Consider the following 22,601-nt stretch of genomic DNA (forward strand, 5'->3'; position numbering starts at 1 on the left):
GAAAAAAGTTTGCTTAAAGTAAAATTGACCATAACCGATACAGTAGCAGAGAAAAAATTTTTTATAAGTTTCTTTGATATCTATATATCAGTGGTTCTATAACCATATTAATTTAAAAGTATTCTGTATTTAGTACACATTTGCTTTTACCTACTAACTTTGTAGAGAGAAACACTCTCATCTACTGCTCTCTAACTATAAAACCATAGTATATAGACTTTAATTAAATACCACTATTCTGAAATGAGGTTAACTATGAATCCGTACACCACTACTCCTTATGTATTTGAACCTTATGATCCTTGTCCTTGTGAAAGCGGAAAAAAATATAAATTTTGTTGCTATGAAAAAAGTAAAACTATAACTAACAATAAACAAAATTATAACTCGAAAAGACTATACGCAGAATCACATAGACATTTTAGAGATACCGATTTTAAGATGTGTTTTGGATTTGATTCTAATTGTAAACATGGTTACATAGGTGCTCATTCTTTACAAAATAATGGTGTTTTAAATCTAATTGCTGATGACAATCATGTCTATATGTTAGATATGAACTATCATAGAAATTTATTAACTCCCCAACTAGAATTTAGAAAAATCGGAAAAAAACAAGCAAGTGTTTTTAACGGTTTTTGTAAGTATCACGATGAAGAATATTTCAAAGGAATCGAAGATGTTCCTTTTAAAGGAGACTCTGAACAAAATTATTGGTTTGCTTTTAGAGCACATTGCTTTGAATCCCACAGGAAATACAGACTTAGAAAAAGTTTTTCTTCACTTTTTAAGAAATCGCCTGAAGCTACAAGAAATAAGCAATTATCAAATAATTATAGAGGAAACGAATTAACGATACGAGATATGGAAGTTGATTATAATCGATTTAAAAGTATTTTTGAATCTCGTGAATTTGATAAATTAGAAAGTTTCGTTAAAATTCTGCCTTTCAAAGTTGCTTTTACAGCTACAACAGCTATTGCTGTATGTGTTGATATAGAGGGGAAAGCTGCTGCTGATATTTATAATTATAATGAATCTCTGTTTGTTCCAAGTATTTATTTATCTATAATCCCGAAAGAAACGGAGACTATTATCATAGTTTCCAGATTTAAAGAGGATAAATGCTATGACAATTTTATTAAATCTTTAAATTCTTGCAAAGATGATAAGAACCTTTTTTCTTTCTTAACTTATTGTTTAGCGGAATATAGTGAAAATGTCTATTTCTCCCCTAAACTAATTGATAATATGTTAACTTTAGGTGAGAAAGAAATAATTACCACTGCTTTTTTAGGTGCTGTGAGTCCGAATCAAGAATTAAGATTCAAAAGTATCAAGAACATGTTTAAATTAGACTTATTTAAATACCAACTATAACCAGCATTTATAGAAAATAATCTCTTAGCTATGCTATCTAAAAAATATTTTGATATTAATTCTTTACTACATAGTAAATTATAATTACTGATAGATAGAGGTAATATATAAAAGTATTCAATATCCAAAATTAAAAACCATTCACTAAATAAATTAGATAATTATTTAGTGAATGGTTGACTTTTGAGATAGTTCTTCGCCACTTGGGAGTCAATTCATGTTAGATGGTTATTTTTTGGTCGTCAGGGTCAATAATCAGAAAAACTAACGTCCCAAAAGCTCAAAAGTTGATACGTGCCTACTTCCTTTCAGGGATAAAGCTACGAACTCTAGGCCCCACTCCTTTTTCAAGAGATCAGCCATCGTCTTTCCGCTTTTCTACCTCTCAATTATACCATATGCGATTAGTTAATTTCGTCAATAATCAGTCTTTTTTCTAATAACAACTTGTGTAATAAGTTCCTCCCCTTTTTTTTATTATCGATACTTGGCGAATAAGCATATAGCATTTGACTAATTTTATTCGCCAAATCTAACTCTATATCTCTAGTAGTTTTGTTTTTATATTTTTCATAATAGAAAACTAATTTAACATGAGAGTTATAAATATCATAATGATCAAAAATAGTTTGAAAATATGAGTAATCTAAATTACTTAATGAATGACCGAAAAAAGCTATTTCAGATATATCGTCTTTATTAGGTAAAATATCCACTGCATAACTTTTAGCTAATTTTGTTTCTGTCATTTGTCTAAAAGTTTTTGTAAAGCTATAAATATATGAATCAGGTGAGATAGTTTCTTGATCTATACCAAATAAAATAGAATTTGTTTCTGCTTTTCCATGAACATTTATAATATCTAAACCGTTTTCGCTAAATGGGTCTGTATAATTAAATGAGAAAATTTTATCTTTGAAATTTTCTATACTTTTCTGGGAAATCTTACATATTTTTTCTTTTGCTTTTTCCTTATAATCATTTTTATTTGATTCAGTTTTAATATATTCTGCAAATTTTTTTTCAAACAATTGTAATTCATCATATAAATATTCTATTATTTCATTACTTGAATATTCTTTTCTATCAGGTAAATAATAGGCTAAATGTAAACATAGAAAAGTTGCTGAATTTTTGATGTCAAAACACCTCTTTACATAACTTTCCATTCCAGGCAAGTGAGGAACATTTTTATCTTTTTTAGAACCAGTTAAAAACTCTAACATCTTTCTTTCTACATCTTGCCAATCGTAATCCTTAATTTCTTCACTACCAAATTGATTTTTAGAAAAATAAAAAGCAAGATCCCAAAAAGTTAAATCACTTTTATAGATTTTTTCGTAGATTTTATGTTCTGAATTATCAGAATGGGATATATTTTGAATTTTAATAACTTTTCCAGCCGCGTGACCTGTATCGTTTCCCAAAAAATCAAAGTTAAATAAAACATTAAAGTTGACATCCTTACCATACATATTTTTATTAAAATAGTCGTACGCTTCATCAAAATATCGTATAAGTTCATCGTCTATTCTTTTAGAAAAAAAATCATAGTAAGAAGATCGTAAACCTGAAGCTAAATCAAAACCATTTCCTAAAATAATTAATTTCTCGCTACCCAATAAAAACACCCTATTTCTGTTATTTAATACTCTAGTTGATATCATAAGCCTTGTATCAAGTACTAGTAGTTTCAAGCCTTTTTTCATCTAAGTTTACAAAATAAAATCAGTCTAGTTCAAAATAGCTTTTAATCATTTATTTTAATTTTTATAAAAGTTATACAATCCAAGCTACTTTATAGATTGATTTTGTTATCTTAATCGAAAGATTTATAATAGTCTTGTAGTCTTGAATATGTACTTGAGTTCAATACTTCCGGCTTATTATCTTTGCAATTAACAAAATCATCATAATTAGAAAAACTATCAATATATCCCAAGAAACTGATTAATATAACAAAATCATCAGCATATATGCCAGAAAAAGATTTATAATATACATTGTTTAAATGAGATAAAATATAAAATAATTTCTTGTACAATTTATATTGATCTTCATTCAAATCAAACCATTTTTGGTCCAATATTTTTTTTTTAGTATATTCTGTCTCATTTTGATATGTTAAAGCCTTACGTAATGATTTTAAAAGTTTTGATATTATGCCAGCAATCATATCAGATAACCTGATACCTATGCTATTCTCTGAATCGAGTTCTTTTGCATTGATAAAGCCTAGATTCTTAGCGGCATTCAAAGTTAGCTCATTACCTTCCTTATCAATAAAAATATCAACCTTTGATATTGACGAATCATCTAAATATTTTTGAAAACCCAAAAAAGAGAATTCATACTGCCAATTAATATTCACATTTGGATTCAGACTATCCAAAATAGAAATAATGAAGTTGAATGCTTGATTTTCATGTTGCTTTAATACTAAGTTATTTTTGTTAGCCGTTATACTATCTTGAAAAAAACTCTTCAATAAAAGCAATAATTGCGCGTCGTTTTCACCCAGCACACCCAATATTTCTTTTGGTTTATATATAACTAAAGCTTTGGTAATACTATAAACAATATCTTGAAAAAAGGGAGCATTTTTTTTTTCAAGCAATAATTGTAAGATAACGTACTCAATTTTACTTCTAATAGAATAATATAAATATATTTTATCATCAAAAATACTAAAAAAATCTCTCAAAAAATTTACGTTATCAGTAGCCATAGAAGCAAATCCATACTTAATTTGAGAATTTTTTATAGTTGTACTTTTTAATTCTCCCCCCTTTTTTCGATCTTCATAATACTTTTCAAACGTCAGATATCTTTGTTCAATTTCAAATAGATCATCTAAATTATATCCTACTATTGCAGTAACAAAATTATCATAAAAATTGTTTTGTAAAATCGTTTTTCCATTAATCTTTCTACTATGTTCACTTTCATCATAATAAAAATTAAATTTTCCCAACTTGAACGCTCCTTTGAATTATTTATTTTTAAAAATAAATAAGCTGTAGATATGTCTTGATTCTTGCAAGATAAGGACTAATCTACTGCAACTTCTCTACTAGTTTATCCTAATAAATGGAAAAGTTAGATAGAGTTTGTTTTTATTAATTTTCTTAAAAAACACAATAAATTTAGAGAAATAGTCATAATTAAATAATCTTAAGCAGCTACTACTGTGTTGAATTGTTAGATTATACGCCTAGTTTAAAACCACGAAGTGAAGCCCCTATTTCATCTTCAGTTATACCAATGTATCTTTTTGTAATTGCTTGCGAGCTATGATTAAAAATAAACATTAATGTAGCGATATCCTTCGTTCTCTTATAATAATGATACCCAAAAGTTTTTCGTAAAGTATGGGTTCCAATATCTGTTCTTTCTAGTTTTTTTGCTACATCAGCATAGATTTGATACACACGATCTCTAGTAATATGCCCTCCCTGTTGTCTACTTGGAAACAGCCATTCATGGTCTTCTTTTCCTTCAGTATAAACTAAAATTTCTTCTCTTAGATTATCTATAAAAATTGGTTTTCTCTTTCCCGTTTTTTGTTCGATGATTACAGGTTTATCTATTCTACGAACGTCCCCTACCCTAAGTTTTATAATATCGGACATCCGTAAACCATTATTTATCCCAAATAAAAATAAAAAGCTATCACGTTCAGCGTAAGTTGTTCTTCGTAACCAGAATTGGAAATCCTGGATCTCTTCCATCGTTCGCAGCGGTTGAACATTATAGTTCAAATTGTTCACCTTCTTAAAAATATTCTGAGTTCTTTATTTTAGCTATATATTAACATAATCATAAACTGATAGATACTAAGATTTGAAAGTCAGTAAAATCAATGGGTTGAGTTTATGATTTTATATCATTTCAGTAACTCAGAATATTCCGACTTTTTGTATAAAAAATTAACTTTACTTATATGAAGATTCTAAGCTCTTGTTTAAATTTTAGACGGGCAGATCTATATAAAAGTTCTTAGAATCTTTAATTTACATAATTAAATTATATTAAATAAAAACGTTGATAATAATCTGATCTTTTATCTTGGCTATTTTTCTAGTTGATTTAACTACCAACCTTTTTGTTAATTTATACTGTAATTAAGTACTACTCACTTTAAGTAGTTTATTATTAATTTGTATGATACAAACATACAAATTAAAATTCAATTTTTGACTAACAAAATATTGAAAATTAACATAAAGTACTACCATTAAATAGTAGTTGTTAATTTTTATTTGTATATTTTTATATACTAATAATTGCTATTGCTAAAAGATATCAGCCTTTAATAAGATAAACTATTTAATAAATAACTAACTTTATTTAAAAATAATCATTCTATATTAGACATGTATTACAATGTATCCACGTGAGCTATTCGTCGTGTACATTTTTATAGTCTGTTATATAATTAATTAAAAATTAATCGTTTCGGATATATTATTCCTCCTATTAATAAAAAAATGATTTTGCCTATAATATTATGTACATTACTCCAATAAATAGGTAAATTAATATATTTCAATCTCATAGCCATATATAGATAACAAATTTTTCAATATTATCACAATTTAGATATTTAAACTTACTTAATTATATTTTTGAATATAATAACTATAAATTTTCAGTAAACATTTACCTTATGTTTTTTTATAGAAAATATAAGGTAAAATATTTTCATATAAGTATCGGATAAGTAAAAATTCCAATTTATTTTTTAGTCTTTTTCTTTTAATTTCAATTTTTTTATTTTATTTGTAAATATATATAAAATTATAAAATTATAAAAAAAATACACACATATTAAAATATATAATTAATAATATGATTATGATTTAACTAAATAATAGTCAGTTATTAGATGTATTTTATTATTGATATTGAGGTTTAAATATGAAATGGATGGATATTGACATAATTTATAATGTAATACTAAATACAAGAAAAAGTACCTTTGGAAAAGAAGACAGTATTTATATCAAGCAAAATATACATGAAGGCTTAATAGTAATTAAAAAGCTTAGAGATGATTGTTTAAGTAAAATATTATGTAAAAAAATAGATAATATAGAAAACTTAGAAGTGATTCTTCAAACTGAATCTAAGATTATTAATATAATTGGTATTCTATCTTATTCAGAATTTGATAAAGATACTAATTTAAAAAATTATATTGATAGAGAATCTAAGTATGTATTAAAAGATTATATAGATAGTTTAGAGTATTATGCAGAAGATTATAGAGATTTTGGATTATTACCACATTTTTATATAAAAGAACTTAATAATTTTAGATTTTCATAGAGGGAAATATATTTTGAATAATGTTTTATAGCACTATAAAGAAAAAGCGAGTAAATTTTACGGCGCTTTGTCAAATGATGTTGGTAAAGAGAAATCTTAGAATAATTTGGGCAGAAAGAAGAAAAACTTCTTTCTGTTCTTTTTATTTGGTTAAAATGGTTTTACCGTGGCAGATCATGATCCGTCGTTTGAAATGATAAAAATTTCGAAACCCATAAGCATTGCGTTTTAATACTTTAATATGGTTGTTTAAACATTCTAGTGGTCCGTTTGAATAACTGTAGCGGAGGGCATTTCGGATCTGTGGCAGAAACTTTTTAAATGTTCGCAAAGTTGTCACATAAGTTTCAGGTAGCTGGCTGACTTCTCTGGATAAACAGTCCTCAAATAGTGAATGATCTTTTTTCTTTACTGCATAAAGAACATCTTGATATAACTGATAGCCTTGTCGTAGATTGGGACAAGTAGCTAACAATCGGTCGACAACCTCACTTTCAGTTAAGTAATCTTTGAAACTGGCATGCCAAACCCGTTTTTCATAGTTCAACTTTGCTTCTTCTTTTTGTAGGAGTTTCCAATAATGTTTCATTTTTCTACCAAGCCCACGTTGATATTGAGAAGTACTTTTGAGTCGTGCATTGGTTTCCTTCGCTCGATGGTTTAAAAAAGTTTTGCCTATATGTTGGACAATATGGAAACGATCAATAATCAACTGAGCATTTGGTAAAAGCTTTTTAACCAATGAAACATAAGGCGCATACATATCAATAACAATGAATTCAACGGCTTTTCGAGTCGCTAAGGAAAACCGAGAAAAATAGCGTTCTAAATAAGGCAATCGTCGATTTTCAACAATGTCTAGTAGTTCGTGCCTTTGTCCATCCATCATAATAAAACTCATGGCACTTGCGACACTTCAAACTGATTTGAATTCATCAAAGCATAAGATCTTTGGTAAAGTCTGTTTGAAAGGGTTCAATGGGCGGTAAAATCTCTTCATGACACGATAAACCGAAGAAGTGGAAATATTTTTCTGACGAGCGATTTCTGTCATCGAAGTATTCTCTTTTAAGCGAGTAACGACAGACCAACGAACTTTTTGACTAATAAAACAGTGTTTCTCAGCGACAGAGGTATCCGCTACGAAGGTGCGTTGGCAAGTCTTACATTTGAATCGTTGTTTCTTCAATTCCAGATAGGTCCGATATTCAGACACGTCATTAAGTAACAACCGGACGGTTGTCGTCCCCCAACGAATGATCTTAGAGGGGACGACACAAAGACAATGTGGACACTCTTCGGGCGTGTATTGAAGAGTACCTTTGTAAATCAAGCAAATTTGTCCTTTATATCTTTCTTTGGTTAAACAATTTTCCTAGAAATAGATAGTTAGGTCTAGAATATTTAGGGTATCTTTGATAAGCTGAGTATAAGACATCTTGAATCCTCCTATGAATTGGTTAGCCAAATTAATTCTAAAGGATTTCAGGGTGTCTTTTCTATGTTTTTACATCATAAAAAAGATGTTGGTGAATTTCACCAACATCAAAAAGTATAGAGCCAATTTTACTCGCTCTTTCTTTGTTAATTTATTATGCAATAAATCTTATAGTATGATTTTGCCAGTCAACTTCAAATGTTAATGCAGCACCAGAAGACCAATCAGGTTTTGTTTGATCTAAATAATTACTACCATACCAATTAAATCCTGACCATTCTTGCTTATAAGTTTCTGATTGTCTATCTAGAAAAACTTCAATAGTTGATTTTTTTGTATTTTTCCTAGCTTTAAGTACAATACCATAACTAGGCGAAAATCCTCCTGTAATTAATGGTGATAACTTATAATCTGGAGTGAAATTTTTTTTCACATCGTAAGTATATCGACCATACATAAACATTTCGTTACCATAAGTGGGATTCCAACTATTTCGCGTATAACCATCTGTAGTTTCAGTAAATGTAGTTTTCCAAGTAGCCATTTGAGTAGTTCCTACAGTTTTCACAGTTTCATAATCAGGTTGTTGATAAGAAATTGTTTTTGTAAAAGCAACACTAGAATCCAAATTTGCTCCCGGAGTTTTGCCTTCAATTTTTACTCCTCCCCCAATTCCATAAGTGATAGAATTCGATACTTCTTTATTTCTAATTGTATTTGCAGGAGTAGAATCAGAAATTTTTACTGTATTATCTTTAGAACTATTTTTAACAGTTGTTGAATACTGAACTGGCCATAACATTGATCCTACCCATGTATTATGTGGCGGAAATATAAATTTTCTTCCTGAAGGAACAAAACCACTTACTGATAAAATTGTAGTTAATTCCTGAGAGTACTTATCGTTAAAGAAAGTACCGTTTACTGTAATAGAAGAGTTATTAGAAGTAGTTGCAGAATCAGAAGAATTATACGTTTCAATTTGTCTATTTTTTACTGTAATTATTGTTTTGATGTTTCCATTTTCATCTGTTTCAGTAGTAGTAGTACCTAAAATATTATCTTCATTATAATCTGCTAAAACAGGAGTTCCCACTACAAAATTGGCTAATAAAGCTAAAACTAATACCATTCTACTATTTTTAAGCATTTAATCCCCCCCTTTTTTTTAATTATATAATAATTATATTTAATCATTATCGTATTATTTGTTATTAATTATATGCTTTCAAATATAAAATTTAACATTTATATAATTTATGTAACTTATAACATATGGATGGATATTTTTTTCTAAAAAATATGATAAAAATTAGAACAATCAACTTAAAAAAAATATAAATTAGTAATTTATAATTTGTAAAATAAAACTTAAACGTAATCTAAAAAAAGGAAAGAGGTTAAAGATGAATATTTCAGTTATTGGATTAGGATATGTGGGACTTTCAAATGCAATTCTATTAAGCCAAAAAGATAATGTCATAGCCTATGATATAAATAGTAACAAGATAAATAAGCTAAAAGAAAAAGAATGTTACTTAGATGATGAATTAATGACAATTTACTTGAAGAAAAAAGAACTTAACTTAAAATTTACGAGTAACTTCAAAAGTGCAATTTATAATACAGATTATACTATTATTTGTGTTCCTACTGATTTCTCTTATCAAACAAATTGTTTAAATACTACAACGCTCGAAATTGTTATCAATAATATCATGGAATTAAAGAAAGATACTGTAATTATAATAAAGTCTACTGTTCCAATTGGTTTTACTGAAAAAATGCAAAAAAGACATAAGACAAAAAAAATAATATATAGTCCTGAATTTTTAAGAGAAGGATCCGCTTTAAAAGATGGATTATACCCTTCTAGAATAGTTATTGGTGGAAACGATGTTATTGCTAAAAAAATATATGATTTATATTTTCGTAATTCACTGAAAGAGCAATTATCTTCATGTTATGTCACTTCAAGTGAAGCAGAATCTATCAAACTTTTTTCAAATACTTATTTAGCTTTGCGTATAGCTTTTTTCAATGAATTAGACACTTTCTCAGAAATAAATGATCTAAATACTTTTAATATAATTAAGGGATTAGGTTTGGATGATAGAATAGGTGATTATTACAATAATCCATCATTTGGATACGGAGGGTATTGTTTACCTAAAGATACTAAACAATTAAGAAGTCAGTATAGTACTATACCCAATAGTTTGATTAACTCTATAGTAGAATCAAATAAATTAAGAAAAGAACACATTGTAAAAAAAATTTTAGAATTAAATCCTAAAGTAATTGGAATTTACAGATTGGTACAAAAAAAAGATTCAGATAATTTTAGAGAATCCTCTATATTAGATATTATCAAATTATTAATGGATTTATCTAGAGATCTTATTATATATATATATGAGCCTATAATCAAAGACATGGATAATTACTTAGGAATTAGTATAACCAATGATCTAGATATTATTAAAGAAAAAGCTGACATTATCATAGCTAATAGAATCGATTCATCTTTATCTGATGTAAATCATAAAGTGTACACACGAGATATCTTTCATATGAATTAAGATATTTATATGAATTTAAGAAGGAGGATATGATGTGAAAATAAATCTATTTCTTATTGTATACAGCATTCTATCTATAGTACATTTGTTTGTACAAATACTAAGAAGTGAAATAGACTATCAAAAAAATAAAAATTATATTTATAAAAGAATCAAAACACCTTTATCTGTATCTGTTATTTTGCCTATATACAATGAAGAAAAAAAAATTGTTGAGAAAGTAATAACTTCTATATTAAATCAACAGGATATTTTATTAGAATTAATCATCATAGATGATATGTCCAATAATAGAACCGAATTAATTAATTCTGTTTATTATAAATATGAATATAAAGACAATGTAAAAATATATTATCCTAAAAAGAACATAGGTAAGCGTCACTGTCAAAAAATTGGCTTTGATAATGCTGAGGGTGATTATATTGTTACCATAGATTCAGATACTATCATACATGATCCCTTCTCTATTGCTAAACTAATATCAAGATTTGTCGATGATGAAAAAATAGGTGCTGTTACAGGAGATGTCAAAGTAGAAAATAATGCCAATAACTTACTGACTAAATTAATTTCTTATCGGTATTGGACAGCATTTAACCAAGAACGAGAAGCACAAAGTTTAAGTAATGTAGTTATGTGTTGTTCTGGCCCTTTTTCAGCTTATAAATCTGATGTTATTGATATAGTTAAAGACAAATATATTTCTCAAAATTTCCTTAATGTACCTTGTACTTATGGTGACGATAGACACTTAACAAATTTAATTTTATCAGAAGGATATACAGCTGTTTATAATTTCAATGCTTCTTCTCATACGTATGTTCCAGAAACCTTAAAAGCATATATAAAACAACAAGTTAGGTGGAATAAAAGTTTTTATAGAGAAATTATTTGGACTCTTCAATTTATACTAAAAAAACCATTCTATCTCTTGTATGATTTATCTATGCAAATCGTTCTACCCCCTATGCTACTTATAGCTATTACATTAATGATTAAGGAAAGCATAGTACAAAAAAATATGACTTATATATTTATATATATATTTATTTTAATTAGCATGTCTTTGATTAGAGTTTTTTATGCAATATATAGGACAAAAGATAAAGGTTTTTTTATTTTTATAATATATGGATTTTTACATGTTTGTATATTAATACCTGTCAGAATATATGCACTTTGTAATCTAAGAGATAATAATTGGGGAACACGGTAATTATTAAAAATTAATATTTAAATAAAAGGATGTGTTTATTTTGAAAAAAAGACCATATTGGTTAGCTATATTAATTGCGGTAATATCAGGATTAGTGTTTTTTATTTTTAATTATCAAGAAAAACAAGAATTTAATAATATAGTACACGAACAAAAAATATCAGCTAAAGAAGTTAAAAAACAATACGATAATTTAAAAATCGGAGATGAAATTACAAATATCTCTAAGATATTAGGTTCGCCAATCTATACAGAATCTTATTTATCTGAATCAGATAATAGTAGTAGTATATATACTTGGGGAAGTAGAAACACTGATGAAATTGGATCTAGATTAACTGTTACCACTCAAAATCAAAAGGTAGTGGGTAAATCTATTTCAGGTTTATATGTTCCGTTTAATAAAGAAAATTTAATTTCATCCAAAAAATATGAAGATATTACATTAAATGAAGGATTTAAATTCGAACAAGCTGTTAAGCAGTTTGGGGAACCAAATGATATATCGGAATTTAAAAATACTAATGGTAAATTAATTAAAAATGTAACGTGGTCAACAAATACCAATGGACCTTTAGGTTCTTATTTGTCAATTACATTCACAGATAATATTGCAACTAATAAAAATGAATTTGGTCTTAATTAATAATAATATTTTGGAATGACTATCCAAAATGACTTAAATAAAATCCACAACTTCTCATCGTGGCTTTCTTTTAATCCTTATTTCTATCTTATAAAGAAGAAATAAAGACAACAATGAGAAATCTTATCAAGTAGTGGTCTTTGGTGTACATTTTATGGTATTCATATTATGTTTGAAGTAAGTAAATTAAAGGAGGAATCGTAATGAAATTTGAACAAACAAAAGAAGTATTGAATCAACTTGTTGCTGACTTAAGTCAAATGGTAATGGTCGTTCATCAAACACACTGGTACATGCGAGGGCCTGACTTTTTAACTTTACATCCCATGATGGATGATTTTATGGATGACTTGAATGACCAATTAGATATAGTTTCTGAACGTTTGATTACATTAGATGGCTCACCATATTCAACATTAAAGGAAATGGCAGACAATACAAAAATCCCTGATGAAATCGGCAACTGGGACCGTACAATCCCAGAACGTTTAGGAACGCTTGCTGAAGGCTATCGTTACTTAGCTGATTTATACCAAAACGGAATAGAAGTTAGTGGTGAAGAAGGCGATGACTCAACACAAGATATCTTTATAGGTTTTAAAGCGGATACCGAAAAACGGATATGGATGATTCAAGCTCACTTAGGCAAAGCACCTCAGATAGATCCATCAAAATCACGCGCTCGCTATTGATTGATAGAGACAAAGAATATTTTCTAATTAAATTGTACAAGTTTATTAAAATCCGGAATAGAAGTGTGAACTTCTATTCCGGATTTTTTGTGTTGAACTATTAGATAATAGAATTTCTCTTTTACTTAGAGAGATTTATTATTGACAAAGAATGATTTTATGATAAATTGGATCTCTTTATTGCTCATGATTTTTAATATATAAAAAACATAAAAAATTTTAATTGGGTAGTAAACTTAACTAATTAAATTCTACAGTTCAGTTAAAAAATAAAAATTTCTCCAAAAAAGAACACTGTAAGATTAAACACTTGAGTTTCCGTTTAATATGCTACATTAGTACTTTTTATATACAAATCAAGTTTTTTTAAAAATACTGGATTTTTAATCTGGATTAATTCTTCCATAATATTTTCTATTTCTGTTTCAGAACAATCCAATTGATCCTTTAAAAAAGTTGTCATAATCTGCCATCTTTTTTTTAAAATCTCTAACTCTTGTTTTCCCTTATCAGTTAAAACTATCCCTTTGTACGAAACACAATTAACCATACCATTATCAGATAACCGATCAACCATTTCCGTCACAGACGAAGGCTTCACGTTCAAATAACTAGCAATTTGACTATTTTTTACAATCTTATTTTGGAAACTAATCTGTTCAATAACCAATAAGTATTTTTCTTGAATTGGCGTCAATCCTTATCATCACTCCTATACTACTATACATCATAGTGTCAAGTATTATTTGTACATAAAGATTTGCAGATCATCAAAGAAAAATATAAACTAATAAGCTAAACCATCATGTATTTTAGCAAGATTCCATTTCATCATAGTATAATACGTGTCACCTTCCTCTCCTTCTTTTGCCAGAGAATCGGTAAAAATTTTGGAATAGATTTCTAAACCAGTTTCTGAAGCAACTTTTTCCATCGATTTTGGTGAGACGGAGGTCTCAACAAACAAGTGTCTAACATCAGAAGCTTCAATTTTAGCTAACACTGTTTTCATTTGCTCAGGAGTCCCCTGTGCTTCTGTGTTAATTTCCCAAATATAAGCTGGAGTAACATGGTATGCCCTAGCAAAATATTTAAATGCCCCTTCTGATGTAACAAGCAAGCGTTGTCTTTCAGATATATCAAGAAACTTGGATTGTGCTTCTTCATGTAATTTTTGCAATTTTTCTATATAGAAATCCGCGTTCTTTTGATCTTTTTCTTTTAATACCTTCGTTATTGTCTTAACATACTGAATACCATTAGCTAAGTCTAACCAAGCATGCGGATCCTCTTCTTTTTCATTAGTCGTCAAGTGTAACGGCATGACCCCTTCACTAGCAGCAAAAACGTCCTTGTTAAACTCTTTATGCGCACTTTTTACAAGTTTCTTAAACCATCCACTCCCTCCAGTTTCTAAGTTCAATCCATTATGAAATATAATTGTAGCATCGGTCGCTTTTGATATATCTTCTGGACGAGGTTCGTATTCATGAGGATCAACCCCTCTTTGTACAATACTATACAAATTAACTCGATTTTTAGCCACGTTTTTAACCATATCTTCCAAAATAGAGTTAGTGGTTACCACACTAATTTTATCCTTTTCTATCGCTTTGCTAGAGCTTTCATTCCGATTATTAACGAAATAAATTACTCCTGCTACTACCAACACCATAGTAACTATTGTTATATATATTTTTTTCATATTATATCCTCATTTCTATTTTTTTAAGTATATTAATTTTTGTTTAGGCGAAAATACAAACGAAATCAAAAACATTCCTGCCGCTACAATTACTATAGCTGGACCCGAAGCCCAATTAAAAGTATAACTAAGGTAAAGGCCACAAATTGATGAAATGACTCCAAAAACAGAAGAAAAAATTAACATTATATTTAAGCGATCAGTCCAAAAATATGCTGTAGCTGCAGGGGTAATTAACATAGCAACTACTAAAATAATACCAACTGTCTGTAAAGCTGACACAGTCACTAATGTCAACACAAGCATTAAACTATAATGAATCAATTGTGTATTCAAACCATACGTTTTAGCAAAAGTCTCTTCAAAAGATGTAATGAGTAACTCTTTGTAAAAAATTTGGATAAATAAAATTACAAGTGCTAGTACAATTGCAGTAGTAATAATATCACTGTTGCTAACAGCTAAAATATTACCAAATAAAATATGGTGTAGATTCGTTGAACTTTCTGCCATTGAAATCAAAATAAAACCTAAAGCATAGAAAAAACTAAAAACTACCCCAATAGCAGTATCCACTTTAATTTTACTATGGGCGGCAACGTAACCAATCAACATCGAAGCTAACACCCCAAACACGGATGCACCAATTAAAATATTAATACCCAACATATAGGCAACAGCAACACCTGGTAAAACTGAGTGGGAAATAGCATCTCCCATCAGCGACATTCCACGCAAAATAATAAAGCTGCCGATAATTCCAGACATAATTCCTACCATAATAGCGGTTATTAACGCACTTTGTAAAAAATCATATTTTGTCATCGCTTGGAAAAAATTCATGATGGAATCCATCTAATATACCTCCTTAAATAATACTGAAGACAAATCAGCACTAAAGGCTTTTTCAATATTTTTAGAATTATAGACCTCTTTTGTAGGTCCATAGTCTATGATACCGTGGTTCATTACAACCAACTCATCAAAATAATCAAACACCTTGTTTAAATCATGATGAATAACTATGATTGTTTTATTTTCATTACGCCATTGCTTCAAAATTTTCATGATAGCACCTTCGCTTTCTAAATCAATCCCTACAAAAGGTTCATCTAAAATAACAATCTCTGCCTGCTGTAAAATAGCTCTAGCTACGAAAATACGTTGCAACTGCCCACCTGACAGATTACCAATTTGTCTATCACAATAGTCACTCATATTTACTTTTTTTATAGCTTCTTTGCAAGCTTTTCTTTCATCTTCATCTGGTGTTTTAAACAAACCTAATTTCCCATAACTCCCTGTTAATACTAATTCATAGACGCTAATAGGAAAGCTAAGGTCTAGGTCTTTTCTTTGTTCCACATAGGCAATTTTCTTTTGAACTTCTCTAATATTTTTACCATTATAATTACAGATTCCTTTTTTTGTCTTTACAAGTCCTAATAATGCTTTAATTAACGTGGATTTTCCCGCCCCATTTGGTCCAATAATTCCTGTGATTTTTCCTGGATTAAATTGAACAGATATATCAGTGAAGACTGGAACTTCCCCATAAGAAACAGATAAATTATGAATAATTAACAAAAAGACCCCTTCTTTCTACATCTTTAAAATATAAATTTATGTGTTTAAATTCCTAATTTTAAGGATATCATATTTAATTTTTTGGCAACCCTTATTTTTATTTAAGGTTTTTAATTATCCCATATTAGCATGTCCTAGAGAAGAAAAACATAATTCATAAAAGAGTTATCATATGAAATACTGATCTTAAACATCATCCAGTAAAAAATATTTAAGAAATTAAATAAAATTTAGAGTTTACACAAAAAAATTCCTATTAGTTTTCATTATTTTTAATTAATCTCAATACTTTTATAGCAACATTATTAAGCCATTCCTTAATTCATTTCAGAAATGTTTCATTTAAGCAGATTTCATAAACACAATAAAGAACCTCCAGATAGCTTTTACTACCTGAAGGTATTCTCTAAATACGATTATTTATTAACGGAATGGAAAAGGTATAATTACCAAATAAAAAGAATTGTAAGGTTATTATTCAATAAATCTCTCAAAGTCTTCATTATAATTAGTTACCTGTCTATCTTTAAATATCACATAGTAATTCTTTTTTTCATTTTCAAGTAATCTTAGTAGAATATCTTTACTAACTTTTTCTAATACTGTATCATACTAATTCTTGTTAATTTAGGTAATAATTTTGATAAATAATGTTTAGTTTCTCTATAATTATATCCTTCTTAATTCAAATTGTATCAGATAAGATATCATGTAACTAACAAACAGTTTATTTCTCTTCTTTGTGCTTTGAATTTTTACCAACAAATGAATGAGTGTGATTACTTTATAGATCATGAGTTCTCATCGACTTTCTATAGCTTCTTCAAAAATAAATACTATATAAATATACAAATAATACAAAAAAGGATATAATCTAAGTTTATTTTTACGAATTTTACTTGGTAAAACAATGGATGATACTTAAAGGATTCAGAAAAAAATCCTCATCATCCAGTTATAAATAGAATCTAAAAAAGAGCTTCTACAATTTTTTGATTGAGTGAGAGAGATAAAAAATGATTGTGCTCTATTATTATTTAGATTAGCTTCTTATACATGAGCTGGAAGAAGAGAATTACTTAGGATGACGTGGAGGTTCAAAAGATTGTTTTAGTAGATCTATCGGATGGCTATATGAACAATTACAATAAACAACGGAATTTTGAACGTAATTAAGAAATAAAAGTGTATAGTCATGAAAAATTTTCAAGAGATATCAGAACCTATAATATGAATGATAAATCTGTCATTAGTATGATAAAATCAAATAAAAAAAGAGACTTCCTGCATAAAGACTACTACCCTAATCACATAATGAGGAAAATAGCTAGGAAGTTACTTAATATAAAAATAATTAAAGTATCTGGATTTAGAAAGATTTCATGTTATGTTACTTTTGAAGCAAATGATTGAATAAATTGCAACATTTGATAGATTAAAATAATTCGTTTCCTAAGCCTTCTTATGTAATAAAAACAAATATCTTTTCCATTAATATTCCCATCATTCCAATTATCATTTTAGTAACTAAATATTGAATATATGATGGTAGCATTATTGGTAATAATTTGATTCTCCTTAAGTGAATCTGACTTAACATGTTCTTGTATATTTTTTGTACTCTTAAAATTTTTATGTGGAGTTTATTGTTGTATTAATTTTTAAAACACCGATAGTTGAGTGACTTCTTTTTTTATCCCATTTAATTTTGCTGTTGGTTTTTCAACTTATTCAGTTTTTGAATTGTTTGTTGTTTCCTGAGTATTATTTTCTTATAGATTATAATCAATTATTTCAGAAACATTCATGTCTGAATTGGGCTCTATATTTGTTGAAAAATTCTTTTTATTCATTTTCCTAAACACTCCAAAAAATATATCCTATGCTTTCAAAAATATAAAGTTAAAACTGAATTTACTAAGAGTTTATTTTATTTTTAGAGTATAATAGAGAAAAATTCAATTGTAGAGGAGTTTATATGAATTATACTTATTTAATTAGAGAAAATTATCCATTTTTAACTAAATCTGAAAAAAAAGTTGCTGATTTTATTTTAAATTCTGGGAAGACTATTATTTATAGTACAATGAGTGATATTAAGAAAAATACAAAAGTTGGAGATGCTACTATTATTCGTTTTTGTCAAAAAATTGGTTTTTCTGGTTTTTCTGATTTAAAAATTGAAATTGCTAAGGAAGATTTTAGTCAAAAAAAAGAACAACCAACTAATGCAAAATACTATGATGAAATTGCTAATAGCTTAACAGAAGCTCTTTATTCCACTGTTAGGCTTTTAGACGATGAAAAATTGAATGACGCCATTGAAATGATTACGCAATCAAAAAACATCTATCTATTTGGAGTGGGTTCTAGTGGAAATACTAGCCTTGATTTAGAAAATATGTTTCTTCGCGTAGGAGTTCAAGCAAAAGCTGTATTAGATCCTCACTTTCAAGCCCAAGTCGCTTCTTTATTAACAGCTAATGATTTAGTAATTATTTTTTCTTTATCTGGAAAAACGAAAGATACTTATGATTCATTGAAAATAGCTAAAAAAAATGGAGCAAAAATTATTGCCATAACCAACTATGTTCATTCACCTATAGGAAAATCTGCAGATTTAGTTTTGCAAACAGCAATTGAAGAATTTTTGAATGGTGGATCTTTAGCTGGAAAAATATCACAACTTTACATTTGTGATCTATTAGTACATGGTTATGAACAAAACAATAATATTGATTCAGTTGAATTAAGAGAAAAAGTTTTGCGCTCTATTCTTGATAAAAGTATTGATTAAATAACTTGTGTATTATTCTTTATAAATAATTTTTGGATTCCTCACAACTAAGTTTACAATTTTCTTAGAAGTAGAGAATGTTTACATCTGTTTCTTTTGTTGATCAAGCCACCTTACTAATTTTTAAATTTTTTTAATAATCTAAGTTTCAATAAATCAATCTTAGGCTCTTGATCAAAACATTATGACTAACATTGTTATCTTAGTCATAACAGTTAAGTTACACAATAAAAATGCATTTTATGATTCCTATCATTTTCTTATCGTTATTGTAACCATACTATGAATAAAACTAACTGGAATGTAACCATAAGGGAACAATGTATTTATCTTAATAATCTTATATATATGTTAGTCATATTTATAGTCTAGTTTTGTGAGTAAAGTAGACTATAGTACATCTTAAATATTTTTTACAGTTTATAAAATCTTTTGTGTGTAAATTTTCTATACAAGAAAATATCGTGATTTTTGATCATTTTTGCATCAATTGCGTAGAGTACTATATCGTAATTTAGTTTTAAAAATAGAGTACTCTAAAAATAAATTATAGAAATAACGAATCTATTTTTCTTCACTCTTATACTATAAATAACACCATAGAAATAGGATTTTATCTGTATTATTCATCCTATTTCTTAGAATAAAACAGTTTTTGGATCAATCAATTTTAATTGACTTCAAATTATAGTATTAAATAGAGATAGTCAAAAAAGACTATCTCTATTTTAAAAAAATTATTTTTCCTTTACTTAATTTTCTATCTTAAAATTGAACATAATTTTATCATAATCCCATTTATCTAAGATTATACGATATAGTATTTCAATTCATTTAAAATTCACTCTGGCATAATCAGATAGTTAATAACCAATCACTTATCTTCAAATAAAATAAGATACTTCATAAGACGGTTTTCTAGTCTCCAACGGCAACATCATATATAAAAATTAGATAACGTATACCTGAATTACGTTAAACAATTTTAATATAATGATCACGATCATTATAAAGAACAAGTTTTCCATAAACAAGAAGACCATATTCACTTTTAATACTTTTTGTCCAGATACTATATCTTTGTTTACATAATATAAATCCCATTTTTTGCCGTTAGTATTTGTAATCCGAATTCCACCGTATTTGTAAACGATTAATAAAATATGAGTAGTAAAGAGCACATCTTAAATAATGCGCTCTTTACTACTCATACTTTACTTTTTCTATTAATCAGCGTCTATTTTAATAGAATAATATTTGGGATTAATATAATTATAAGAATATTCCAAAGGATTTCTATGTTTATCATAAATTAGTCGAGTAATTTTAAATACGGCATATTTCTCTTCTTTTCCAAATGTTAGATTAATTTTACGTAAAGGACTAAATCCCTTAGAATCTTTAGAAAGTAAAACTACATAAATATTCATTTTGAACCTCTCATGATTGAGGTCACAGGATTCTTGGGAATAAAGCATACTTGATAGTGTATTTCTTTACTAATCGTTGTGTTCTTATCTACTCATCCCATAGTTCCTACTATTTTTAGTCTGTATAAATACTAGCTACATAACGTTATGATACTATTTCTTTGCATCAATTGATTTCTTTAGACATGGTCTGAATGAATTAATTCGAGATACGGATTAAACATTTCTACGTTTCACTGATTCTTTAATATTCATACTCTGACGATTCTTCGTCCATGTAGCAGTATAATTTATTTATTAATATAAGATATAAATATAGACTTCATTACTTTTTAAAGAAATTAGTCACTAGTTTTTCATTTCTCTATCATTAGTTAATTTAGTAAAATACTACCACTTAAATAAATCCATTGGTTCTTAACACTTGAAGCATGATGAACTTTTGTTATATAATGTAATTTACATCATCATCTTTATTTATTGACAATCAGTATTGATAATTTTATACCACAATATATCGCAATTATCCCTAAAACCGAGTTAGTTACTGCATAATAAACAGCCATATTCCAATTATTTTGTGTTACAAATTTTACTACCTCTAAAGAAAATGAAGAAAAAGTAGTTAAGCCTCCGCAAAATCCAGTTGCTAAAAACAATTTTATTTTTGAAGATTGTATCTCTTTTTTTAAAACAAATCCCATGATTATTCCCATAAACAAACAACCAATAATATCAGCAGAAAACGTACCAAATGGAAAGTAGTTCATCCTTGCTGTCCACATATTTTCTAAAAAATAACGTAATTCTCCCCCTAAAAAACAGCCTATACCAACAATAATATAATTTTTTATTTTCATATTCTGTAGCTATACCACCTTTCTAATATTTAAACATAAGAGAAACTAATCCTCCTAAAACTATAGCAATAATTGTACCAAAGAAAGTAATTAATAAATAAAAAAGACCAGTATAGATTTTCCTATTTAGAAACAGATTTATTACTTCAAAATTAAAAGTAGAAAAGGTGGTTAAACCGCCACAAACTCCACCAGATAAAAAAAGATAAAGTAAAGTATTTTTTAGTGGTAAACTATAGAAAAAAAGACCAATTGAAAATGCTCCTACAATATTTGTTAGAAAAGTACCAAGAGGAAATTTGTTATTCTTTTTATTCATTTTTTTACTCAAAAAATATCTCAGACATCCTCCTATAAAACATCCTATTCCTATGGAAACATACTGAATAAACATTTTTTCACCTCTTTATAATTGTGTTTTTGAATTCCCCCCATGTCTATTTATCTTATTAGACGTTAAACACAGTATTCCACTGTAGGGAATTATAAAAGATGTATTTACGTTATTGAGATAAGATCTTAGCAAATACAAATTCTCCTTTGTAAATATCAAATTAGTTAACTTTTTTATTTCAAAAAATATGTATATTTAATGATCGAATACCAATTGATTAAAATACAGTTACGCCAGGTGATCTTGAAATGACAGAAAAAATATTATCCATTTGTATTCAATAATAGAACGCCTTTCAGATTTCTTCTGTTTACAAGTTTGTCAAATTTTAAGAGAAAGAAAATTCGAAAAAAGTAGCTATTTATTGTAGTAATATACAATGAATCAGCATATATTATTTATAGATAAAATTTGTTAAGTCACATTTATGAAGAAGAATTTAAAATCGATGATACGATGTACTACACCTTAGGCTTGGTTTCAAACCACCTAATGGTATCAATCATTCTTTTTGATTAAAATGTTCTGAAAGCTTACATA

General features: G+C 27.6%; 18 protein-coding genes and 1 pseudogene. 7 read left to right on the forward strand and 12 right to left on the reverse strand.

From position 1 onward, the window contains the following. The first annotated feature begins 255 nt into the window (after positions 1-255). A complete protein-coding gene (locus IGK81_RS13515; RefSeq protein ID WP_185185149.1) occupies positions 256-1,380 on the forward strand; it encodes a YecA family protein in 1,125 nt (374 codons plus the stop codon). Between the two features lie 404 nt (positions 1,381-1,784). Here IGK81_RS13515 and IGK81_RS13520 read toward each other — a convergent pair whose 3' ends face one another. From IGK81_RS13520 to IGK81_RS13530, 3 genes are all read right to left on the reverse strand, one after another. Continuing rightward, a complete protein-coding gene (locus tag IGK81_RS13520; RefSeq protein ID WP_318841573.1) occupies positions 1,785-3,011 on the reverse strand; it encodes an AbiH family protein in 1,227 nt (408 codons plus the stop codon). A gap of 188 nt (positions 3,012-3,199) precedes the next feature. Then, positions 3,200-4,354 carry a DUF3800 domain-containing protein gene (locus IGK81_RS13525; RefSeq protein ID WP_412003972.1) on the reverse strand — a complete coding sequence of 385 codons (1,155 nt, stop codon included), beginning with the start codon at positions 4,352-4,354 and terminating at the stop codon, positions 3,200-3,202. 232 nt (positions 4,355-4,586) lie between these two features. After that, on the reverse strand, positions 4,587-5,141 hold the full coding sequence (locus IGK81_RS13530) for a tyrosine-type recombinase/integrase (protein WP_185185147.1): 555 nt from the start codon (positions 5,139-5,141) through the stop codon (positions 4,587-4,589). A gap of 1,159 nt (positions 5,142-6,300) precedes the next feature. On the opposite strand from IGK81_RS13530, the gene IGK81_RS13535 reads away from it, so the two are divergent. Further along, a complete protein-coding gene (locus tag IGK81_RS13535; RefSeq protein ID WP_181933527.1) occupies positions 6,301-6,711 on the forward strand; it encodes a hypothetical protein in 411 nt (136 codons plus the stop codon). A gap of 142 nt (positions 6,712-6,853) precedes the next feature. Here the strand turns inward: IGK81_RS13535 and IGK81_RS13540 are convergent. Both IGK81_RS13540 and epx read right to left on the reverse strand, forming a co-directional pair. Next, positions 6,854-8,149 (reverse strand): annotated as a pseudogene (locus IGK81_RS13540) (ISL3 family transposase). 154 nt (positions 8,150-8,303) lie between these two features. Continuing rightward, positions 8,304-9,299 (reverse strand): enterococcus pore-forming toxin Epx, encoded by a 996-nt coding sequence (epx, locus tag IGK81_RS13545; protein WP_181933528.1) that lies wholly within the window; start codon positions 9,297-9,299, stop codon positions 8,304-8,306. Positions 9,300-9,555: 256 nt separating this feature from the next. On the opposite strand from epx, the gene IGK81_RS13550 reads away from it, so the two are divergent. From IGK81_RS13550 to IGK81_RS13565, 4 genes are all read left to right on the forward strand, one after another. Next, positions 9,556-10,731: a nucleotide sugar dehydrogenase gene (locus IGK81_RS13550; protein ID WP_181933529.1), complete on the forward strand. Its 1,176-nt coding sequence runs from the start codon at positions 9,556-9,558 to the stop codon at positions 10,729-10,731. Between the two features lie 34 nt (positions 10,732-10,765). Continuing rightward, positions 10,766-11,950, forward strand: coding sequence for a glycosyltransferase (locus IGK81_RS13555; RefSeq protein WP_306690635.1), 1,185 nt, complete (start codon positions 10,766-10,768; stop codon positions 11,948-11,950). A 40-nt stretch (positions 11,951-11,990) separates the two neighbouring features. Then, positions 11,991-12,596: a DUF3862 domain-containing protein gene (locus IGK81_RS13560; RefSeq protein WP_181933530.1), complete on the forward strand. Its 606-nt coding sequence runs from the start codon at positions 11,991-11,993 to the stop codon at positions 12,594-12,596. Between the two features lie 203 nt (positions 12,597-12,799). Beyond that, positions 12,800-13,288, forward strand: coding sequence for a Dps family protein (locus tag IGK81_RS13565; protein WP_306690634.1), 489 nt, complete (start codon positions 12,800-12,802; stop codon positions 13,286-13,288). 322 nt (positions 13,289-13,610) lie between these two features. Here the strand turns inward: IGK81_RS13565 and IGK81_RS13570 are convergent, their stop codons facing one another. The 4 genes from IGK81_RS13570 to IGK81_RS13585 form a co-directional block, all read right to left on the reverse strand. Beyond that, on the reverse strand, positions 13,611-13,985 hold the full coding sequence (locus tag IGK81_RS13570) for a metal-dependent transcriptional regulator (protein ID WP_181933532.1): 375 nt from the start codon (positions 13,983-13,985) through the stop codon (positions 13,611-13,613). Between the two features lie 90 nt (positions 13,986-14,075). After that, complete coding sequence (locus IGK81_RS13575; RefSeq protein ID WP_406910922.1) at positions 14,076-14,993, reverse strand: metal ABC transporter solute-binding protein, Zn/Mn family; 918 nt, start codon at positions 14,991-14,993, stop codon at positions 14,076-14,078. A 15-nt stretch (positions 14,994-15,008) separates the two neighbouring features. Continuing rightward, positions 15,009-15,848, reverse strand: coding sequence for a metal ABC transporter permease (locus IGK81_RS13580; RefSeq protein ID WP_406910923.1), 840 nt, complete (start codon positions 15,846-15,848; stop codon positions 15,009-15,011). After that, positions 15,849-16,580, reverse strand: coding sequence for a metal ABC transporter ATP-binding protein (locus IGK81_RS13585; protein ID WP_181933534.1), 732 nt, complete (start codon positions 16,578-16,580; stop codon positions 15,849-15,851). Positions 16,581-18,558: 1,978 nt separating this feature from the next. On the opposite strand from IGK81_RS13585, the gene IGK81_RS13590 reads away from it, so the two are divergent. Further along, positions 18,559-19,377, forward strand: coding sequence for a MurR/RpiR family transcriptional regulator (locus IGK81_RS13590; RefSeq protein WP_181933535.1), 819 nt, complete (start codon positions 18,559-18,561; stop codon positions 19,375-19,377). A 1,226-nt stretch (positions 19,378-20,603) separates the two neighbouring features. Here the strand turns inward: IGK81_RS13590 and IGK81_RS13595 are convergent. The 3 genes from IGK81_RS13595 to crcB (IGK81_RS13605) form a co-directional block, all read right to left on the reverse strand. Next, complete coding sequence (locus tag IGK81_RS13595; RefSeq protein WP_181933536.1) at positions 20,604-20,807, reverse strand: hypothetical protein; 204 nt, start codon at positions 20,805-20,807, stop codon at positions 20,604-20,606. Positions 20,808-21,280: 473 nt separating this feature from the next. Further along, a complete protein-coding gene (gene crcB / locus IGK81_RS13600) occupies positions 21,281-21,667 on the reverse strand; it encodes a fluoride efflux transporter CrcB (protein ID WP_181933537.1) in 387 nt (128 codons plus the stop codon). Between the two features lie 22 nt (positions 21,668-21,689). Continuing rightward, the gene (crcB, locus tag IGK81_RS13605; RefSeq protein WP_181933538.1) at positions 21,690-22,061 is read right to left on the reverse strand and encodes a fluoride efflux transporter CrcB; all 372 of its coding nucleotides are present in this window, start codon (positions 22,059-22,061) and stop codon (positions 21,690-21,692) included. Between the last annotated feature and the right edge of the window lie 540 nt (positions 22,062-22,601).

Origin of the sequence: Enterococcus sp. DIV0703 (assembly GCF_051711065.1) — a bacterium.
GTDB classification, from domain to species: Bacteria; Bacillota; Bacilli; order Lactobacillales; family Enterococcaceae; genus Enterococcus_B; species Enterococcus_B hirae.